General features: G+C 64.6%; 15 protein-coding genes. 11 read left to right on the top strand and 4 right to left on the bottom strand.

Going from position 1 to position 16,618, the window contains the following annotated elements:
• The first annotated feature begins 188 nt into the window (after positions 1 to 188).
• The 5 genes from QA634_RS32465 (at position 189) to QA634_RS32445 (ending at position 7,378) form a co-directional block, all read left to right on the top strand.
• Positions 189 to 1,400, top strand: coding sequence for an MFS transporter (locus QA634_RS32465; RefSeq protein ID WP_012336065.1), 1,212 nt, complete (start codon positions 189 to 191; stop codon positions 1,398 to 1,400).
• Between the two features lie 279 nt (positions 1,401 to 1,679).
• A complete protein-coding gene (locus QA634_RS32460; RefSeq protein WP_012336064.1) occupies positions 1,680 to 2,393 on the top strand; it encodes a class I SAM-dependent methyltransferase in 714 nt (237 codons plus the stop codon).
• A 333-nt stretch (positions 2,394 to 2,726) separates the two neighbouring features.
• The gene (locus QA634_RS32455; RefSeq protein ID WP_050777530.1) at positions 2,727 to 3,866 is read left to right on the top strand and encodes an HPP family protein; all 1,140 of its coding nucleotides are present in this window, start codon (positions 2,727 to 2,729) and stop codon (positions 3,864 to 3,866) included.
• Between the two features lie 727 nt (positions 3,867 to 4,593).
• Positions 4,594 to 6,360, top strand: coding sequence for a HAMP domain-containing protein (locus tag QA634_RS32450; RefSeq protein ID WP_012336061.1), 1,767 nt, complete (start codon positions 4,594 to 4,596; stop codon positions 6,358 to 6,360).
• A 28-nt stretch (positions 6,361 to 6,388) separates the two neighbouring features.
• Positions 6,389 to 7,378 carry an ABC transporter substrate-binding protein gene (locus QA634_RS32445; RefSeq protein ID WP_012336060.1) on the top strand — a complete coding sequence of 330 codons (990 nt, stop codon included), beginning with the start codon at positions 6,389 to 6,391 and terminating at the stop codon, positions 7,376 to 7,378.
• A gap of 37 nt (positions 7,379 to 7,415) precedes the next feature.
• Here the strand turns inward: QA634_RS32445 and mddA are convergent, their stop codons facing one another.
• Positions 7,416 to 8,150 carry a methanethiol S-methyltransferase gene (gene mddA / locus QA634_RS32440; protein ID WP_012336059.1) on the bottom strand — a complete coding sequence of 245 codons (735 nt, stop codon included), beginning with the start codon at positions 8,148 to 8,150 and terminating at the stop codon, positions 7,416 to 7,418.
• A 174-nt stretch (positions 8,151 to 8,324) separates the two neighbouring features.
• Here mddA and QA634_RS32435 point away from each other — a divergent pair, with 174 nt between their 5' ends.
• The 3 genes from QA634_RS32435 (at position 8,325) to QA634_RS32425 (ending at position 11,476) form a co-directional block, all read left to right on the top strand.
• Positions 8,325 to 8,447 carry a DUF1127 domain-containing protein gene (locus QA634_RS32435; RefSeq protein ID WP_265576471.1) on the top strand — a complete coding sequence of 41 codons (123 nt, stop codon included), beginning with the start codon at positions 8,325 to 8,327 and terminating at the stop codon, positions 8,445 to 8,447.
• A gap of 661 nt (positions 8,448 to 9,108) precedes the next feature.
• A complete protein-coding gene (locus QA634_RS32430; protein ID WP_012336057.1) occupies positions 9,109 to 10,650 on the top strand; it encodes a serine protease in 1,542 nt (513 codons plus the stop codon).
• Positions 10,651 to 11,266: 616 nt separating this feature from the next.
• Positions 11,267 to 11,476 (top strand): hypothetical protein, encoded by a 210-nt coding sequence (locus QA634_RS32425; RefSeq protein WP_043701827.1) that lies wholly within the window; start codon positions 11,267 to 11,269, stop codon positions 11,474 to 11,476.
• A 254-nt stretch (positions 11,477 to 11,730) separates the two neighbouring features.
• Here QA634_RS32425 and QA634_RS32420 read toward each other — a convergent pair whose 3' ends face one another.
• Together QA634_RS32420 and QA634_RS32415 are read right to left on the bottom strand one after the other, a co-directional pair.
• Positions 11,731 to 12,246, bottom strand: a complete 516-nt coding sequence (locus tag QA634_RS32420) for a hypothetical protein (protein ID WP_043701824.1) — start codon at positions 12,244 to 12,246, stop codon at positions 11,731 to 11,733.
• Between the two features lie 18 nt (positions 12,247 to 12,264).
• Positions 12,265 to 12,471: a hypothetical protein gene (locus QA634_RS32415; protein WP_150108769.1), complete on the bottom strand. Its 207-nt coding sequence runs from the start codon at positions 12,469 to 12,471 to the stop codon at positions 12,265 to 12,267.
• A gap of 156 nt (positions 12,472 to 12,627) precedes the next feature.
• On the opposite strand from QA634_RS32415, the gene QA634_RS32410 reads away from it, so the two are divergent.
• The 3 genes from QA634_RS32410 (at position 12,628) to QA634_RS32400 (ending at position 15,084) form a co-directional block, all read left to right on the top strand.
• Positions 12,628 to 13,008 (top strand): response regulator, encoded by a 381-nt coding sequence (locus QA634_RS32410; protein WP_012336055.1) that lies wholly within the window; start codon positions 12,628 to 12,630, stop codon positions 13,006 to 13,008.
• Positions 13,009 to 13,176: 168 nt separating this feature from the next.
• Complete coding sequence (locus tag QA634_RS32405; RefSeq protein WP_012336054.1) at positions 13,177 to 13,497, top strand: DMT family transporter; 321 nt, start codon at positions 13,177 to 13,179, stop codon at positions 13,495 to 13,497.
• Positions 13,498 to 14,376: 879 nt separating this feature from the next.
• Positions 14,377 to 15,084: a hypothetical protein gene (locus tag QA634_RS32400; protein ID WP_150108768.1), complete on the top strand. Its 708-nt coding sequence runs from the start codon at positions 14,377 to 14,379 to the stop codon at positions 15,082 to 15,084.
• A gap of 284 nt (positions 15,085 to 15,368) precedes the next feature.
• Here QA634_RS32400 and QA634_RS32395 read toward each other — a convergent pair.
• Positions 15,369 to 16,606 (bottom strand): IS3-like element ISMtsp18 family transposase gene (locus QA634_RS32395; protein ID WP_085984473.1). Its coding sequence is split into 2 segments (ribosomal slippage): positions 15,369 to 16,246 and positions 16,246 to 16,606, totalling 1,239 coding nucleotides; the frame shifts between segments, so codons are not numbered across the junction.
• Positions 16,607 to 16,618 lie beyond the last annotated feature (12 nt).

Here is a 16,618-nt window from a genome sequence, read left to right as displayed (position 1 = left end):
CAAAGGTCGCGGGTGCGGCGCCTCTCGACGTTCGCAACAGGCGCGCGCGGACGTAAGTCCGGGGCCGGAATCGCCGATCGAGCGGAACCAGGGAAGAATTTCGGCATGCGGCAGGTCGTCGTCGTTCACCCCGCGCTCCCCGCGGAGCGGGACCCGCGCAGAGGCGCAGCGCGTGGAGCAAACGCCCGATGAGCGCGGTCGCGACAGTCAACCTGCCCCGACAGGCCACTCTCTCCGTCCTGATTGCTCTCAGCGTGACCCACCTGCTCAACGATATGATCCAGTCGCTGATTCCAGCGATCTATCCCATCATCAAGGATTCATATCAGCTCGATTACATCCAGATCGGGCTCATCACCCTCACGTTCCAGACCGCAGCCTCGCTTCTCCAGCCGGCCGTTGGCTTCTACACCGACAAGCACCCGATGCCGCACTCGATGATCGTCGGCATGGGGTTCAGCCTGGTGGGCCTGCTCGGCTTGGCCTTCGCGGGCAGCTACGGCCTCCTGCTGCTCGCTTCCGCGTGCGTGGGTCTCGGCTCCTCGATCTTCCATCCCGAGGCGACGCGCATGGCGCGCAACGCGTCGGGCGGACGACAAGGCTTGGCGCAGGGCATCTTCCAGGTCGGCGGTCAGACCGGCGGCGCCCTCGGCCCCCTGCTCGCGGCGTTCATCATCGTGCCGCTCGGCCAGCACAGCCTCGGTTGGTTCGCGATCGCCGCCCTGTTGGCCATGGGACTGATGCTCTGGATCGCCGGACGCTCCGCCCGGATTGCCCCCTCGCGCCCGCGGGCGGCGCAGGCCGCACACGGGACAGCCGATCAGGTCGCGGACCGCCCCCTCGCCGCGGTCGTCGTGCCATTCATGATCCTCATCATTCTCCTGTTCTCGAAGAACGCCTACGCCCAGAGCTTCTCGTCGTTCTACACGTTCTACCTGATGGGCAAGTTCGGCATCTCGATCCAGCAATCGCAGGTGATGCTGTTCCTGTTCCTCGCATCGTCGGCCGTCGGTGCGCTCGCGGGCGGCATCCTGGGTGACCGGATCGGCCGCAATCGCATCCTCTGGTTCTCGATCCTCGGTGCACTGCCGTTCACGCTGGTGCTTCCCTACGCAAGTCTCTTCTGGACGGGCGCCCTGACGATCGTCATCAACCTGATCATGTCGAGCGCGTTCGCGGCCATCTTGATCTATGCCATGGAACTCATGCCGGGCCGGATCGGGCTGGTCGGCGGCTTCTTCTACGGCTTGACCTTCGGGCTGGCCGGGCTCGCCGCCGCCATCCTGGGTGCGCTCGCGGACCGGTACGGCATCGCGACCGTCTACCAGATCTGCTCCTTCCTGCCGGCCATCGGCCTGCTCGCCTGGTTCCTTCCGCGCTTGCGGGAACCCCAGCGGTGATGGACGGGACGATCGTGCGCACGCGATCGATCCCGTGGGGCGGACAGCAAGTCCTCCGCAGCCCGCGGATCGACCACGTGCTCAGCGCGGCTCGACGCGGTCGGTGCCTGCTCCTGCGCCCTGGGCGACCGCTCTCCCATCGTCTACGAACAGGAGCACGGCCCAGAGACCCCAACCGACGCCCTGGTCAGCCAAGTCTCCTGACCGTCACGAAAACGGGGCGCTCCCACTCACAGTCAGGGATGTACGTCGCGCAAGCCTACTGGAGAGGAACCGCTCATGCCAGGGTCATGGCAAACGCGTCAGGTCGAGATGGAGGGATGGTACGCCACTCTCGCCATAGATCAGGATACAGCTGTCGAGGCGCTGAATCGCGATTATCAGCCCTACGCCCACATACTCACCAATATAAAAGGACTAGTTCTTGATATAGGGGGAGGAGCTGGTCTCGCCGGAGCATATATGGATCCGGATACTGAGTACATTGTCATCGACCCAAGTCTGAGTTGGACGACAGAGCGCTGGGCAGCGATCCGCAGGCGGCTCTCCCCTCACAGGACAGAATTCAATTTCGTGCTCGGTACCGGCGAAAACTTACCCTTTCCGTCTCAGAGTTTCGATGCGGCCTTGGCGTTTTGGAGCCTCAATCATGCATCCAACCCAGGGCAATGCATCGCAGAAATACACCGCATCCTGAAGCCCTGCGGCAGGGCTCTCCTGGTGCTGGAGGACATGGAACCCGCTTGGATCGATATCCTGCAGTTAGTACGCCAAGCATTAATGAGAAAGCTCGGTCGCCCCGTCCGCAACCCGCTCAACTGGGGATCAGCCAAGGACGTGATCTGGCGCAAACTCTCGGGTCAGCCATGGCCCCTCCAGTCCGATCATCAGAGAATCGTAGAGCGTGAGCTTGTTCACTGGCTTCATGGTCAGTTCAGAGTTGTTAATCGCAGCTGGATCGGCGGCTTTCTGAGCTACGAATTGGAGGCCTAGCCCTGGCTGTTGGGTAACGTCACGGTGCCGGGGTCGAGTCCGTTGAGCGATCGAGGCCTGTCGCAACCGCGACCGAGAGGCTGCCGGGCCGAGCGGCGGCACCGCGGCGACCGTGAGAAGCGCGGTGGCGGCGACGTCCTTCATGGTCCTCCGGCCCAGCGCCCCAACCCTGGATGCCTTGTTCGCAGGCATCGTGCCCACGCACGTTGCAATTTCGGCGGCGATCCGTAAACGGGGGTCTGGTATACCAGAGCCCTGCGCCGCCAATCGGAGCACCTGCCTGCTGAGCGGGCGCCTTCGGCGGCGGTTCGGGCCAGCGAGGGACGCACGAGGATGTTCGACACCGTCAGTCCGGAACGACAGGGTGGCAAGTCATCCGGATTTCGGTTGTTCAGGCCGATTCTGGCGGGTGCGACCCTGCGGGAGCGCCTGGTCGCCTGCCTGGGGGCGCTCGCGGGCATCACGCTCACCGGCCTGATCTGCGGCTGGTTCTTCGGGGAAGGGCCGCACATCCCGCTCATTGTCGCGCCCATGGGCGCCTCGGCGGTGCTGCTGTTCGCCGTGCCGGCGAGCCCGCTCGCCCAGCCCTGGCCGGTCATCGGGGGCAACACGATCTCGGCCTTCGTCGGCGTGCTGGCCGCCCACCTCATTCCGGATCCCGTGGTGGCGATCGGCGTCGGCGTCTCGCTGGCGATCGCCGCGATGTCGGTGACCCGGTCCCTTCACCCACCCGGGGGTGCGGCCGCCCTGACGGCGCTGATCGGCGGCCCGGCCGTCACCTCGGCGGGCTTCCTGTTCCCGCTGTTCCCGGTCTGCGTGAACTCGGTGATCCTGGTCGCGCTCGGGATCGCGTTCCACAAGATCTCAGGCCGCAACTACCCGCACGTGCCGGTCGTGGCGCCGGCCAACACGCACGGGACGGCGGATCTGCCCGCGCCCCTGCGCGTCGGCTTCAAGCCGGAGGATGTGGACGCGGCCCTGGTCGCGCTCAACGAGACGCTGGACATCGACCGCGCCGACCTCGACCGCCTCCTCCGGCAGGTCGAGCTTCACGCGCTCGTGCGCACGGAGGGCGACCTCACCTGCGCCGAGGTCATGTCGCGCGACGTGGTGACCCTGCACGCGGGCAGCAGCGCCGAGCGAGCACGGGAGCTTCTCCTCACGCACAACATCCGGACGCTGCCGGTGGTCGACGAGGATGGACGGCTGACGGGCACGGTGGGGCTGCGCGAGCTGACGCTCCACCGCGACGCGGGTATCGCGCAGGTGATGTCCGAGGCCAGGACGGCCCGGCCGGACGAGCCGATCGTCGCGCTGGCCTCCTCGCTGTCCGATGGGCGCACCCATGCGGTGGTCGTCGTGGACGAGGGACAGCGCGTCGTGGGGATCATCACCCAGACCGACCTGCTCGCGACCTTGACGCGCCTGCTCTCGGCCAAGGCGTTCAGGCTTCCCGAAGCGGTCCCGGCCTAGGGCGGCACCCGGTCACGTTGCAATCGGGTGCCGCTCTCGATCTTTGATCCTGCCGCATTGTCCGCGACGAACCGGCATCCACTTCGTCGGAAAATGCTCTAGGCGGTCGCCGCGGCCCGATCTCATCGGCCCACCCGGCGGCTCGGACGTGCGGCGCGACCGCTCGGCGGAGGACCGCTCGGCGGAGGACCGCTCGGCGGAGGACGGAGGGTCACGCGGCGCGAGCGTGGGCGTTGGCCCGGTTGTTGCCAGGACTCGGACCTTCCCGGCACCGCCACGTCGCAGGATCGCGTCGATGCAAGATGGACCGCTTCTCCTCTCCCTGCTTCACGCCGCCTTGATGGTATCGAGCATGATGCTGACGTGGCAGGTATCTCTCCTTCGCACGCCGAAATCGAAGTAGGCCGGTCTCCGCTGTCGAGCCGCTCTCGTCGAGCCCGTCAGGCCGTCTCGCGAGGTGCTCGTGATGCCGCGATCCCCGTTCTCCGCGGAGTGCCCGTCCTCCGCGGAGCGAAGGTCGCGGAGAGGAGATCCGGGCCGTCGGGATCCTGGACGGCTCGCTGCGTGACCACGGCGTGCTGACGGTCATGAGCTCGGAATTCGCCGGAGTTGCACCGGATACTCCCCTCTGAGTGCCCGCCTTCACGGCCGATGCAGACTTGAGAAGATGCCGTGTCTGCACTTAAAGTCGTGCAGCGGATCGATATGCCTTGGAAAGGATGCGGCGATGGCCCGCTTCCCGATCCCGCCGCGGGGCTCGCTGTTCCGGCAGTATTTCCTCGTCCTGTTCGCGGCCGTGGCCGTGCCGCTGCTCGCCGCCGGCGGCAGCCAGGCGTGGTTCGGCTATAGGGACCAGCGGGCGCGCCTGAACGACCTGCTCGGCGCCGAGGCCCGGACCGCGGCCGCGCGGATCGCGCACTTCATCGATGGGATCGAAAACCAGCTCGCCTGGATGGTGCAATTGCCCTGGACGGAGGCCGCCGACGAGCGGCGGCGCGTCGACGCCATGCGTCTCCTGCGCCACGCCCCCGCCGTGACGAGCTTCAGACTGATCGACGGCGCCGCGAAGGAGCGGCTCTCCGTGTCGCGGATCGGCCTCAACCGCGTCGAGAGCGGCGCCGACGCGTCGGCGGATCCAGCGGTCCTGGGGGCCCGGACCGGGCGGGCTTGGTTCGGCCCCGTCACCTATCACCGCAATTCCGAACCGTACATGACCGTGGCCGTGGCGGGGAATCGCCTCGCGGCGGGCGTCGCGGTCGCGGAGATCAATCTGAAGCTGATCCTGGACGTCGTCGCGGGAATCCGGATCGGCGAGACGGGACAAGCCATCGTGCTCGACCGGCCGGGCCGGCTCATCGCGCATCCCGACATCAGCCTCGTCCTGCGCGGCGCCGAGGATCGGACGGCCGAGAGCCTCCGGGCGCTGCGGGCGGCCATCCTCGCGCAGGACGGGCGCGCGGTCGCCGGGCCGGACCCGGCGGGGCGCGTGGTGGTGGCCGCCATGGCGCCGGTTCAGGGACCGGACTGGAGCGTGATCGTCCAGCAGCCGGTCGCCGAGGCGTTCGGGCCGATCCACGCCGCCTTCTGGCGCCTTCTCGGCCTGCTCCTGGCCGGCACCGGCTTCGCCGCCGCGCTCGCCTACTGGCTCGCCGGCCGCATGACCGGGCCGATCCGCCTCCTGGAGGAAGGCGCCGCCCGGATCGGGGCGGGCCAGTTCGGCCACCGCATCGAGATCGCGAGGGGGGACGAGCTGGGGCGGCTCGCGGCCCGCTTCAACCAGATGGCGCGCGAGGTCGCGCTCTCGCAGGAGCGCTCGGAGCGCATCAGCCGCCTCAAGCGCTTCCTCGCGCCGCAGGTCGCCGAGCTCGTGGACCGGGCCGGCGACGACGGCGTCCTCGACGGACAGCGCGTCGAGGTCGTCGTGGTCTTCGGGGACCTGCGCGGCTTCACCCCGTTCTCCGCGCGATCCGAGCCCGGCGTGATCATGGGCGTACTGGGCGAGTACCACGCGGCGGTTGGTGCGACCGTGAACCGGCACGGCGCGACGCTCGTGAGCCTCGCCGGCGACGGCGTCATGATCCTGGTGAACGCGCCCGTGGCCTGCCCCGAGCCGGCGCTGCGGGCCGCCCGCATGGTGATCGAGATGCAGGCGACGGTGCAGGCCCTGACCGCGGCCTGGCGGGCGGGCGGCCACGCGCTCGGCTTCGGGATCGGCCTGGCGATGGGACCCGCCACGGTCGGGCGGATCGGCTCCGACAGCCGGCTGGACTACACGGCCATCGGCACGGTGACGAACCTCGCCTCGCGCCTGTGCGCCTCGGCGCAGGATGGCCAGATCCTGGTCGACCGCGCGGCGGCCGAGGCGATCGGGAGCGGCGTCCCCCTCGTGTCGCTCGGGACGCGGCGCCTGAAGGGCTTCGACGAGCCGGTCGCCATCTTCGCCGTGGCGGCCGGACGGGACGCCAAGGCCGAGCCAGCGCCGGACGCGGCGTGATGCCCGGCGCTCGGCGAGGAGCGAGCGGATGAGACGACGCGACCTTCTCATCGGGCCGGTCGGCGCCCTGCTCGGCGGCGCGACGGCCCGCGCGGTGCGGGCGCAGGCGCCGGCGCTGCCGGTGCTCGGGTATCTCGGCGCCGAGACGCCCGAGCGCGTTGCCAGCCGGCTCGAGGCCTTTCGCACGGGGCTCGCCGACGCCGGGTTCGTCGAGGGCCGCGACGTCGCGATCGCCTACCGCTGGGCGGACGGGCGCTACGAGCAGCTGCCCGCGCTCGCCAAGGAGCTGGCGGGCAGCGGGATCGCGGTCCTGGTCGCCCCCGGGGGTGCGCCCGTGGTGCTCGCGGCGCGCGCGGCGACGGGGACGATCCCGATCGTCTTCGAGATGGGCGGCGATCCGGTCGTCCTCGGCGTGGTGGACGATCTCGCGCGGCCCCGCGGCAATCTCACGGGCGTGTCGAGCCTGAGTGTCGAGGTCTCGAACAAGCGGCTCGAGCTCATGAAGGAGCTGTTTCCGACGGCCGCCGCCCTCGCCATCGCATTCAACCCGACCAGTCCCACGGCCGGCTCGCAGCTGGCCGGCCTGCGGGCTGCGGCCGGCAGCCTCGGCCTGCAGCTCCATATGCTGGAGGCCAGCCGCGAGGACGGGTTCGAGGACCTGTTTACGGCGCCGCGCCGGCTCGGGGCGGCCGGTCTCGTCTTCACCTCCGACCCCTTCTTCGCCTATCGCAGCGCGCGCCTGGCGATGCTCGCCAACCGCCACGGCCTTCCCGCGATCACCCAGTCCCGCGACTTCCCCATGGCCGGCGGGCTGATGAGCTACGGGGGCGACTTCACGCAAACGCACCGCCAGGCCGGCGCCTATGCGGGGCGCCTGCTCCGAGGCGAGAAGCCCCGTGACCTGCCGGTGCAGCTCGTCACGAAGCTTGAGCTGTTCGCCAACGTGAGGGCGGCCGCGCGCCTCGGCGTGACCTTGCCGCCCTCGATCCTGAGCAGCGCCGACGTGGTGATCGAGTAGGGATCCGACCTCCGCGGGGTCGTCGGCGCCCGTCCGATCAGCGCGCGCCGCGAAAGCGCGGCAGGAGCATGCCCGCCTCGCGCCGGTAGCGAATGTAGCGATCGCCGAAGAAGGCGACGAGGTCGCGCTCCTCCAGCTGGATGCCGACGAGGATGTAGGCGGTCGCGACCGCCGCGAACAGCAGGTGGCCGACCGTCATCGTCGGCGTCGCCCAGAACGCGACGACGAAGCCGAGGTAGATCGGGTGCCGGACGTGCCTGTAGAGGAAGGGCGTCGCGAACGCGGCCTCACCCGGCGCGGTCGGGCGCCAGCCCTGGATGGCCTGCTTGAGCCCGAAGAGGTCGAGGTGGCTGATCATGAAGGTGCTGGCGAGGACGACGAACCAGCCGAGCCAGAAGAGTCCCTTGAGGACGGACGCCGCGACCGGATCGGAGACCGACCATGCGGTCGCCGGGAGCGGACGCCACTGCCAGAACAGCAAGAGCAGGGCGAGGCTCGCCAGGAGGACGAAGGTGCTGCGCTCGACGGGCTTCGGGACGATGCGCGTCCACCACACCTTGAAGCGCGGGCGTGCCATCACGCTGTGCTGGAGCGCGAAGACGGTGAGCAGGGCGACGTCCACGACCACCGCGAGCCACGGCGCGACGACCGGCCCATCGTCGACGGTCTTCGGAACGAAGCCCCCTCCGAGGAACCCGACCGCGTAGAGGAAGGACACGAGGAAGATGGCGTAGCAGACCAGGGCGTAGATCATGCGGGCAGCGTGCGACATGGGAGATCTCCGGCGACGGGAGCGTGATCGGCCGTGCTCCGAGGCCCGGTCCCGGCCCGGTACCTCGCGGCCCGCCCCTTCATCCGGCCGATCGCCCGCCCGCGTCCGTGATCGCCGTCACAGACGCGGGCGGGCACCCGAGGCATGTCGATCCCCTCAGCCGAGGAGGATCACGTGGCTGGAGCGTTCTCAGTCTTCAGGCGATGGCTCGATTGCAGTCGCACGCGGCGCGAACTCGCCCTGTTCAACGACCGCGACCTCGCGGATCTCGGCCTCGTCCGATCCGATCTGATCTGATGCGTGCCGCGGCCTTCAGGGTCGGACGCCAGCCGCCGCGGCTGTCCCCGGGGCAGCCGGCTCCCGCTCCGGCAGCGCGCCGCCCGGTTCGGGCGGATGGCGGGGTCGCGGCGACGCGGGTGTTCTTCGACCGCCGTCCGGCCTCATGGTCCGTTCGCGGTCCGCGGCTCCAAGCGGAGCAACCGCGATCGCCGATCCGGTCCAGTTCGGGCGCCTGCTCTCCGCCAGCCCCGTCTTCGGGCGCCTCGAACCCGACACGCGGCGTGTGAGAGCCTTCGTGCGGTGGTACCTGATGGTGCCCTGGTGCCAGCCGGCAGCATCGCGGACGTTCCGCTCGACGAACCAGAGGCATCCCTCTGTTGCCACCGCCCAGAGGCTGCAGGGTTTCGCGAGTCCCTTGATGCCGGGGCTAAACTTGAGCATGCGAAGGGATGCACTGTCGTAACATTCGCGATGAACACCGCTTCCTGCCTGTCGGAGAGAGACAAAGATGCTGATGGGCCTGGTCGCACAGCGTGCCTCATGATGCCAGCGAGAGAGTACGGCTAATGACCTTGGACTGTGAACAGCCATTGACGAAGCCTCCGGATAGGCGCTTTCTCATTTGACAGCTTGCGAATTGACCGTAACCATTCGTTCAAGTGTCTCGGGGCAGCCCTTCATGCGTCGCATCGCGTTTGCTCTTGTTGCCGGGTTGGCCGCTCAAGCTGCAACCGCCCAGGTACGAACTCCAGAGTTCACCAGGGCAGAATTCGTATTCAACGAAGAGCACAACCTTCGATCCCGTGTTATTGCCCAGGTTCTGTTAATAGCCACCGGCCATCAAACGTCCGTTCCAACGGAAAACCTCGGTCTGCGCACTTTTGAGGCGATCAAGCGGTTTCAAGAACAGAACGGTATCTGGCCGGACGGAGTCCTCAACAAGTCCACTCACGACCGGCTGTTCGCAACCGCGGCACCGATGATGACAATGTGGGACTTCAAGTTGCTTGAGCATCCGTCGCGAGGCCGCCCCATCTGGGTGCCTCAGGGCTTGTCTTTGCGCCCGCTCACAAATAAGAGTGGCCTTGCGTTTGAAGACTCACTTGCCCGCCTAATCGTCAAATACAACTACTTCCCATCGATCAACGTCGCTCTCGTTTATTCAGACACGTTAGAACGCAAACGGCGCAATCGGTACACAATCAATTACAGCGTCATTAAAGACGAATGGTTTGTTATATCAGCCACTTCCTCAAGCGGTAAAGACGAATATCTTCGCTACCACCAAGACGGAGATGGGGTCCTCGGCTTTTCACTGTTCTGGGACAACGCAAAGGGTAATGTCGGCGGTGAACGCATCGCAATCTTGATGTCAGCTTCGCTTGGCTCCGTGATGAACGGGCGTCCTATGGTCGAGCCGCCAGGGGCGTCGCAGGCGGCCGCTCGAGTCGCCGCGACACCTCCCTTGCAGGTTCCGGTTCCCGCACAGCCCGTAGCACGCGAGAATGCGCCCGTTCCCTCGGCGTTGCCTCCCGTCGCCACCGCGCCTCCCGCACCTGCACCTCCTGCGGCACCGAAGGCTGAGGAGAACGGCATCTCAACGGGTTCAGGCTTTTTCGTAGACACCAATGGCAACTTCATCACGAATGCCCATGTGATCAAGGATTGCAAGTTCGTCGTGGTGAAACTGAACGATAGCAAATCTCCGCACAATGCGCGAGTTGCTGCGACAGACAGCAGCAATGATCTTGCTCTCCTCGCAATCGAAGATGCCAAGGGAGGCAGATTTGCGCCGATTAGAACGGGCACTAGGCTAGGAGAGTCTGTCGCTGCTTTTGGGTATCCTCATGCGGACATCCTGGCGAGCTCTGGCAATTTCACACTGGGAAACATAACCGCCCTATCTGGCTTAGGTGATGATAGCCGATACTACCAAATCTCTACTCCTGTTCAGCAGGGTAACTCTGGTGGCCCACTCCTAGACAGTTATGGCAACGCTGTGGGGGTCGTTGCGGCGAAGCTGAACGTGCTCAAGGTGGCGCTTGCCTCTGGCGATTTCCCACAGAATATCAACTTTGCGATCAAGAGCACGATGCTCGCGACGTTCCTAGAGTCGAACCAGATCGCAATCCAACCGGGCACGACGACAGGAGCCAAGCTTGATCCCGCAGACCTTGCGGATTCCGCCAAGGCGATGAGCGGGTTCGTAGCCTGCCAGTAATCGGAGATGTACTCTCTGACGACGCGGTGCGGTCGAGGTAGACCCAGCGCTTGCCGCCGCCCTCGTCCACGACGAGGGAGAGGCCGCCGCCATCGGCGTGGCGGCCTGGCTCGGTCAGCGTCTGGACTCGCCGCGCCGAGAGCCGGTTGATCTCTCGCCCCACCGGACCCTACCATCGTGGTGCTGCGCGGTGCATGTGGGTGCACGGCATGCGCCGCCATGCCGCTGATCCGCAAGGGATTTGGTGTGGTCTATGCCCTACGGGCAGGACTGTGAATGACTATTGGCGGAAGGGGTGGGACATTCCGAGCCAACCTCCTATTGCGTTATAAATCAGTTACTTAGCTCATTTCCAGCCCTTCTCCTGTAGCGCGAAACTGTAGCACTCAGGCTGGCCAACTCTGCCGGTTTGGCGGACGAATTGGAACTCGAACTCAGCCCCTATCTGTCGCGGTTCACATGACCCGCGTCTCATGCCGGTTGGCTTCTGGGATGCTGCCCGACAATTGACCCACCACTGGCGAGAGCAGGCAGAGCGCCTGACCAGGGCCTTGCCTGCCCCGGAGAGTTAGCCCGTGGTACAGCGCCCCTGGTGGTGGCGCCGCCTGGTGGGATGATGACCAGCCCTGAGCCCTTCGACCCTGTGGCCGAGTTCAACGCTCTCCTGTTCGAGGCTGGCAGCGTGTGGGACGCGCTGGACCGCGACGATGGATGGGCCTTGGCTGCCTCCTTCGTGGTGGAGCAGCACGCCCGCGCCCTCACGGAGGAGTGGAACGGGATGGAGGGCCGGGAGCGGTTCAAGACCGCGAAGCGCCAGAGGGTCTGAGGGACAGCCTTGGAGAGCAAGGCGGATGTTGTAACAGTACAAGCCGTGCAGTTGCTCCAGAAACGTGCCACAATCAATCGGATAGCGCACGAGGCGATTGCAGTTGAACTGGCACTATACCGGAAATGCTACTGACAAGCTGGAACGACAGCCCTGGAGAGGCGTTTGCCGCATGCCAGCATCTAGGCCGGTTCATGCTGAAGGCTTGTTATCATCATCATCGACATCTCCAATGGTTCAGACACCCAGCGGCATCAGGGACGGTCCGCTGGGTGTTCTGCTGTCTTTGGGTTGCGGGTCTTGTAGGTGGAAGTAAGGTGTCTTCCTGAGGCGCCCCTGACGCTGATCAAGCCAGCCTTCAGAGCGCCCTTGAAGGACATCTCCTTCCCACCCGGGAAGACGATGATGACCTTGCCATCCACCTGCTTGGCGGTGATGCCTGACCCGAACTGAGCGTTCAGGATGGCCTCAGGGTCGCGGTCCTCGATGGTGGAGACATACTCGCGATAGAGAGGTTCGCACCCCCGGGGGTCACGCTCCATCCCGTGGCGGTGCATCGCGGCCTTCATCTCCCGGGGCTTGTTCTCGTGAGCCCACTGGAAGAAGTCCTCGGGGTCGTCGGAGCCGTAGCCCTGCACGGTCGAGACAGCCTGAGCCCGGAAGCCCTCCACCACGGCATCGACGCGAGCTCGCATCTGGTGAGGCTCAATCCTGGCCTCGGATGCCGCATGGCCGATGGTCTGCTCACTGATGGCGTCTTCGGTGACCACTTGGTGCAGGGCCGAGACCTAAAGGTAGGGAGACACCTCCTGGCAGATGGAGGCGAACTCGGCCTCTCTACGGGGGTCCTCCAGGGCCACGGCATCATCCACCACGGGCTCAGGCTCAGGCTCCTTCTGAGCGGCCTCAACGCCACCCTGGACCTCCCTGTAGGCGCCCAGAAGGTCGCGGGAGAGGATAGCAAGCTGTTCAGTCGTGGCCACCGTCAGCTCCATCCCCTCCACCGTGATGAGGTCCGTGGGGTGGATGGCACTCCCTACGGCCAAGACCTAATCAGCCTGATGATGTGAAGGGCGGCCGAGGGTATCGGTCAGATAGGCGGGATTGCTAACATTGGTGAAACCATCCGGAGTTGCCGCCGTTTTCCGCACATGCCTGGTCCGTGCCCCCCCTCCCTGTCGCGTGTTCTGGTCGTCGAGGACGAGGCCCTGGTGCGTATGATGGCTGTGGACATGCTGGAAGATGCCGGGTTCCTCGTCCTCGAAGCGGCCAGCGCCGACGAGGCGTGGGCTCTTCTGGAGAACCGGAACGACATCGATGTGCTGTTCACCGACATCGAGATGCCGGGCTCGATGAATGGCTTTGGTCTGGCTTCCCGAGTGGCCGAGCGTTGGCCGCGTATTCGCCTCGTGATCACGTCCGGGCGCTATCGCCCTGCCCGCCGCGATGTGCCTGACCACGGTGAGTTCCTGCCCAAGCCGTACCACGCGAATCAGGTGCTCCGGGCATTTGAGAGAGCCGGCACAGCCTAACGAACGTGTCTGTAACCTGATGCGGCGCAGGCTTGGTCCGCTCTAGGTCAGAAACGGACTTGAACGTCAGAAGGCGAGCGCATAGCTGTGCCGCGCGAGGCCACGTCCTCCCTCCCGCTCACGGGAGTTCAAGTCCGGGACGGCCCGGCCCTTCGAGAGAGGGCCGTCATGGCTTGGGTCTACCTCATCACCGCTGGCATCCTTGAGGTCGTGTGGGCCTACGCGATGAAGCAGTCACACGGCTTCACGCGACTGTGGCCAACCGCGATCATGATCGCGACGATGCTCGGCAGCTTTGGCCTGCTGGCACTTGCCATGCGCTCACTGCCTCTCGGTACGGCCTACACAATCTGGACCGGGGTCGGCGCGGTGGGTGCGTTCGTCATCGGCATCCTCGTGCTCGGAGAGCAGGCGAGCGTCACACGGCTGGTCGCGGCGGGGCTGATTGTCTCGGGCCTCGTGACGATGAAGCTCGCGAGCACTTCGTAGAAGCCGAGCCCGTTGGAAAGCCGGTAACGTTGAGCTTAAGCCGCTTTCTCAGTGGCTCTCCACCCCGTCCAGCATCGTGGTAGAGGCTCGAGCTGCGAAGATTGAGAATGTTGCCGTCCTTGAAACGGACAGACATTCCCTGAATATCACCAACGATTAGGCGAGTGATGTAAAGGCAATGCTTCTTAGACGCTGAAATCTGAACACATACGTACTCTCTGCTTTGACCGTTGTGCAGCATCGTCCAGGCACGCATACCGACTTGAGCAATGATACGCTCGTAGTCATCCTTATGTAGCCAAGTGTGTTTCTGAGCGTTGTTGACGTAGACCCCGATGACCTGCGTACCATCAGGGTAGATAATTAATTTGAATTCCTGCTTTTTCGGTTTAGATACCGCTTTTTCGATTGATAATATTTGGTCCTTAGCGGGTTAGCTTGACCCTTCAACGCGGCAGCCATCGCTCCACCCATCCCCTTACTAGCCGGGCTATGAGTTTACTCTGCGAGCGGATGCCGGGCGGGGTCTCTGGTGAGGAGCATGTCTTCCCAACCGCCGAGCAGGCCGCAAAGATGGCTCGGCGGCGGATTATGGCTCGGACTCCCCACCCCGGCTTTCGATATCACGACCTCAGGTACGAGGCGGTGAGCCGGATAAGCGGGCACCGCGATACCCGGGTGCTGATGCGGTACACGCACCTTAGGTTCGAGGCGCTTGCTGAGAAATTGGAAAAAATCCAATAATTGCTTAAGTATTTTTCACACTGGACTACCCGATGCCATCCTATTCATAATGCAATAGGAAAGTCTTTTTGTGGACGCTGTGGCTCTGCCTGTTATACATTCCGTAAGCGCACAGAGGAGGTTTATGATTTCAAGGTGGTCCCTGCCACTGTGGGACTAGGCAAACTTCAGGACAGTTTTCAAGAATGTTCGAGAAGAGCTATAGGCGGTTCTAGTATGAGTATCATAGAAAATAAGCAACTTTTACGCACTTCTCACGACGTCGTAAAACTTCTCAGAGATCAAAATATTGCTTTAAGAAAAGAAAATAAGGCTTTATTAGAGCGAGTTTCAGCTTTAGAAGCAAAATTAGGTTTTCTAGCAGGCAAGAAAAACTTGCTTCTTGGCCTCAAAGGTGAGCGTTTAGTTAGTGAGCTTGTTGAAGGACAGTTAACATCGCATACATCAGGCTTTGATGTCGTCTCTGCTTCCGGCTATGTGTTCGAGTGCAAGTACTCCAGCTTGGGAATAGCCGATAGGTCGAAAAAAAATCCGTCGAAGCGTTGGGCATGGCCGAGGCCCTTTGGCACAGCCGGCAAGAAGTTTTACGACTATATAATACTCATAGGCGATGCTGATGACAGGTGGTCTAATCAGTACAAAGACAAAGAGAGTCCTTATATTATTTTTTGCGTTCCATATGAAGAAGTTGAAAGTCTCACAATAACGACCGATGGCGGGCGTATGAAATCGATCCATCTTACCTCTAACCCTTCAACGGCGTTGCGCTCCAAAGGCTCGCGACTGTTTCGGGAGTTTCAGATAACAGCTGAGGAGTTTGAGCAAAAATTTGCAGATGACTAGCCCGTAAGGTATGGGCGAGGCAAATTTTTCTCTGGACTTGAGAGTCTGACCGGTGACGCCCACCTCGCCGCTTAGTAAGTTCTCCTATGACCTCGCTCCCGCACCCTGGTAGATTAGGCCGCATCAGCGTTTGGGTGAACGCGGGAGTCGCCGTGGCCCTCCGGGGCTCTTGAGGCCGAGAGACCACCCAGCAAGGGTGCCCATTAAGAGTCCCTAGCACAACCTCCATTCGAGCCCGCTAAGTGGAGTGCACCCAGTTTGACCGGACAGGTAGCGGGGTAGGTTTAGGCACTCTGGCTGATGAACTCGCGAGGCGAGAGCATACGCAAACCGGAGTGCGGGTGGACGGTGTTGTAGTCCTCGAACCAACTCGGCAGAAGCCGCATCACGGTCTCGGCGTCGGGCAGCATCGCAAGGCGTGCGTAGTCACGCTTGAGCGTTTTCACGAAGGCTTCGGCAATGCCGTTGCTCTGCGGGGAGCGCACCGGTGTGAACAGCAGCCGCAGCCCGAGCGCGGTGGCCGTCTCGCTCGTCTGGCGGGCGATGTAAGCCGAGCCGTTGTCGGACAGCCACTCGATCGGGTGCGGGGCCTTCGTCGCGCCGAAGCGGTGCTCGACGCAGGCGATCATCAGGTTGCTGACCATCTCGCCGGAGACGCCGGCCGTGGTCGCCGACCAAGCCATGATCTCACGGTCGCAGGCGTCGATGGCAAACAGCACCCGGACCACCGCTCCGTCCCGGCAGCGCAGGTCGAGATGGTCCGAGCACCAGCGCACGTTCGAGCGCAGCGCGACCACGACACCGTCATGGGTCCGGCCGGTGCGGCGAGCGGTATAGGGCGCCAGCGTCAGCCCGTTCACCTGGAGGATGCGCAGCACCCGCTTGGCGTTGACGACCGACGCGCCTTGCGAGCGCAGCACCCTGTTCAGCAGCGCGGTGATACGCCGGTAGCCGTAGCTGGGACGGGCCGCGACGATCTCGCGGATGGTGGGCAGCAACACGGCGTCCTGGGGCCTGCGGGAGGGACCACGCGGCCGGACGGGGCGGGTGAGGCGCTCGGCGAGATGGGAGCGAGCCACGCCCAGCGTGTCGGCGACCGCCTTCATCGGGAACCGCCCACCGGCCCGCCCCAGGAGACGAGCGGCAAGGTCGGTTTTTTTGTGCGTGCGAGGTCGAGCGCCTCCTTGAGGATCTCGACCTCCATGGTCTTGCGCCCGAGCAGGCGTTCCAAGTCCCGCACGCGCCGCTCCAGCTCGCGCACCCGGCTGGTGCCGACGACCTCCTCATCGGCCTGAACAGCCGCATGCCCGCCTTCCAGCAAGCGCCGCTTCCACCGGAACAGCAGGCTGGGCGACAGCCCGTAGCGCCGCGCCACGAAGGACACGGACGAGCCGGGCTGCTGGCTCTCCTCGACGAGGCGGATCTTCTCGGCCGTGGACCACCGCCGGCGGCGCTGCACACCGGTCAGGATCTCGCCGTGCGGAGGCGGGGCGATCGGATCAGATGCCATAGCCTTATCCATAGGCCTGCGCCT

It is taken from the genome of Methylobacterium sp. CB376, assembly GCF_029714205.1.
In the GTDB taxonomy this organism is placed as follows: Bacteria; Pseudomonadota; Alphaproteobacteria; order Rhizobiales; family Beijerinckiaceae; genus Methylobacterium.
This window is presented reverse-complemented; position numbering and strand designations above follow the sequence as displayed.

What these genes read in the sequence shown, in the direction of transcription:
- QA634_RS32465 (WP_012336065.1), top strand. Translation starts at nt 189, where the DNA reads ATGAGCGCGGTCGCGACAGTCAACCTGCCCCGACAGGCCACTCTCTCC.
- QA634_RS32460 (WP_012336064.1), top strand. Translation starts at nt 1,680, where the DNA reads ATGCCAGGGTCATGGCAAACGCGTCAGGTCGAGATGGAGGGATGGTAC.
- QA634_RS32455 (WP_050777530.1), top strand. Translation starts at nt 2,727, where the DNA reads ATGTTCGACACCGTCAGTCCGGAACGACAGGGTGGCAAGTCATCCGGA.
- QA634_RS32450 (WP_012336061.1), top strand. Translation starts at nt 4,594, where the DNA reads ATGGCCCGCTTCCCGATCCCGCCGCGGGGCTCGCTGTTCCGGCAGTAT.
- QA634_RS32445 (WP_012336060.1), top strand. Translation starts at nt 6,389, where the DNA reads ATGAGACGACGCGACCTTCTCATCGGGCCGGTCGGCGCCCTGCTCGGC.
- mddA (WP_012336059.1), bottom strand. Translation starts at nt 8,150, where the DNA reads ATGTCGCACGCTGCCCGCATGATCTACGCCCTGGTCTGCTACGCCATC.
- QA634_RS32430 (WP_012336057.1), top strand. Translation starts at nt 9,109, where the DNA reads ATGCGTCGCATCGCGTTTGCTCTTGTTGCCGGGTTGGCCGCTCAAGCT.
- QA634_RS32425 (WP_043701827.1), top strand. Translation starts at nt 11,267, where the DNA reads ATGACCAGCCCTGAGCCCTTCGACCCTGTGGCCGAGTTCAACGCTCTC.
- QA634_RS32415 (WP_150108769.1), bottom strand. Translation starts at nt 12,471, where the DNA reads ATGGAGCTGACGGTGGCCACGACTGAACAGCTTGCTATCCTCTCCCGC.
- QA634_RS32410 (WP_012336055.1), top strand. Translation starts at nt 12,628, where the DNA reads ATGCCTGGTCCGTGCCCCCCCTCCCTGTCGCGTGTTCTGGTCGTCGAG.
- QA634_RS32405 (WP_012336054.1), top strand. Translation starts at nt 13,177, where the DNA reads ATGGCTTGGGTCTACCTCATCACCGCTGGCATCCTTGAGGTCGTGTGG.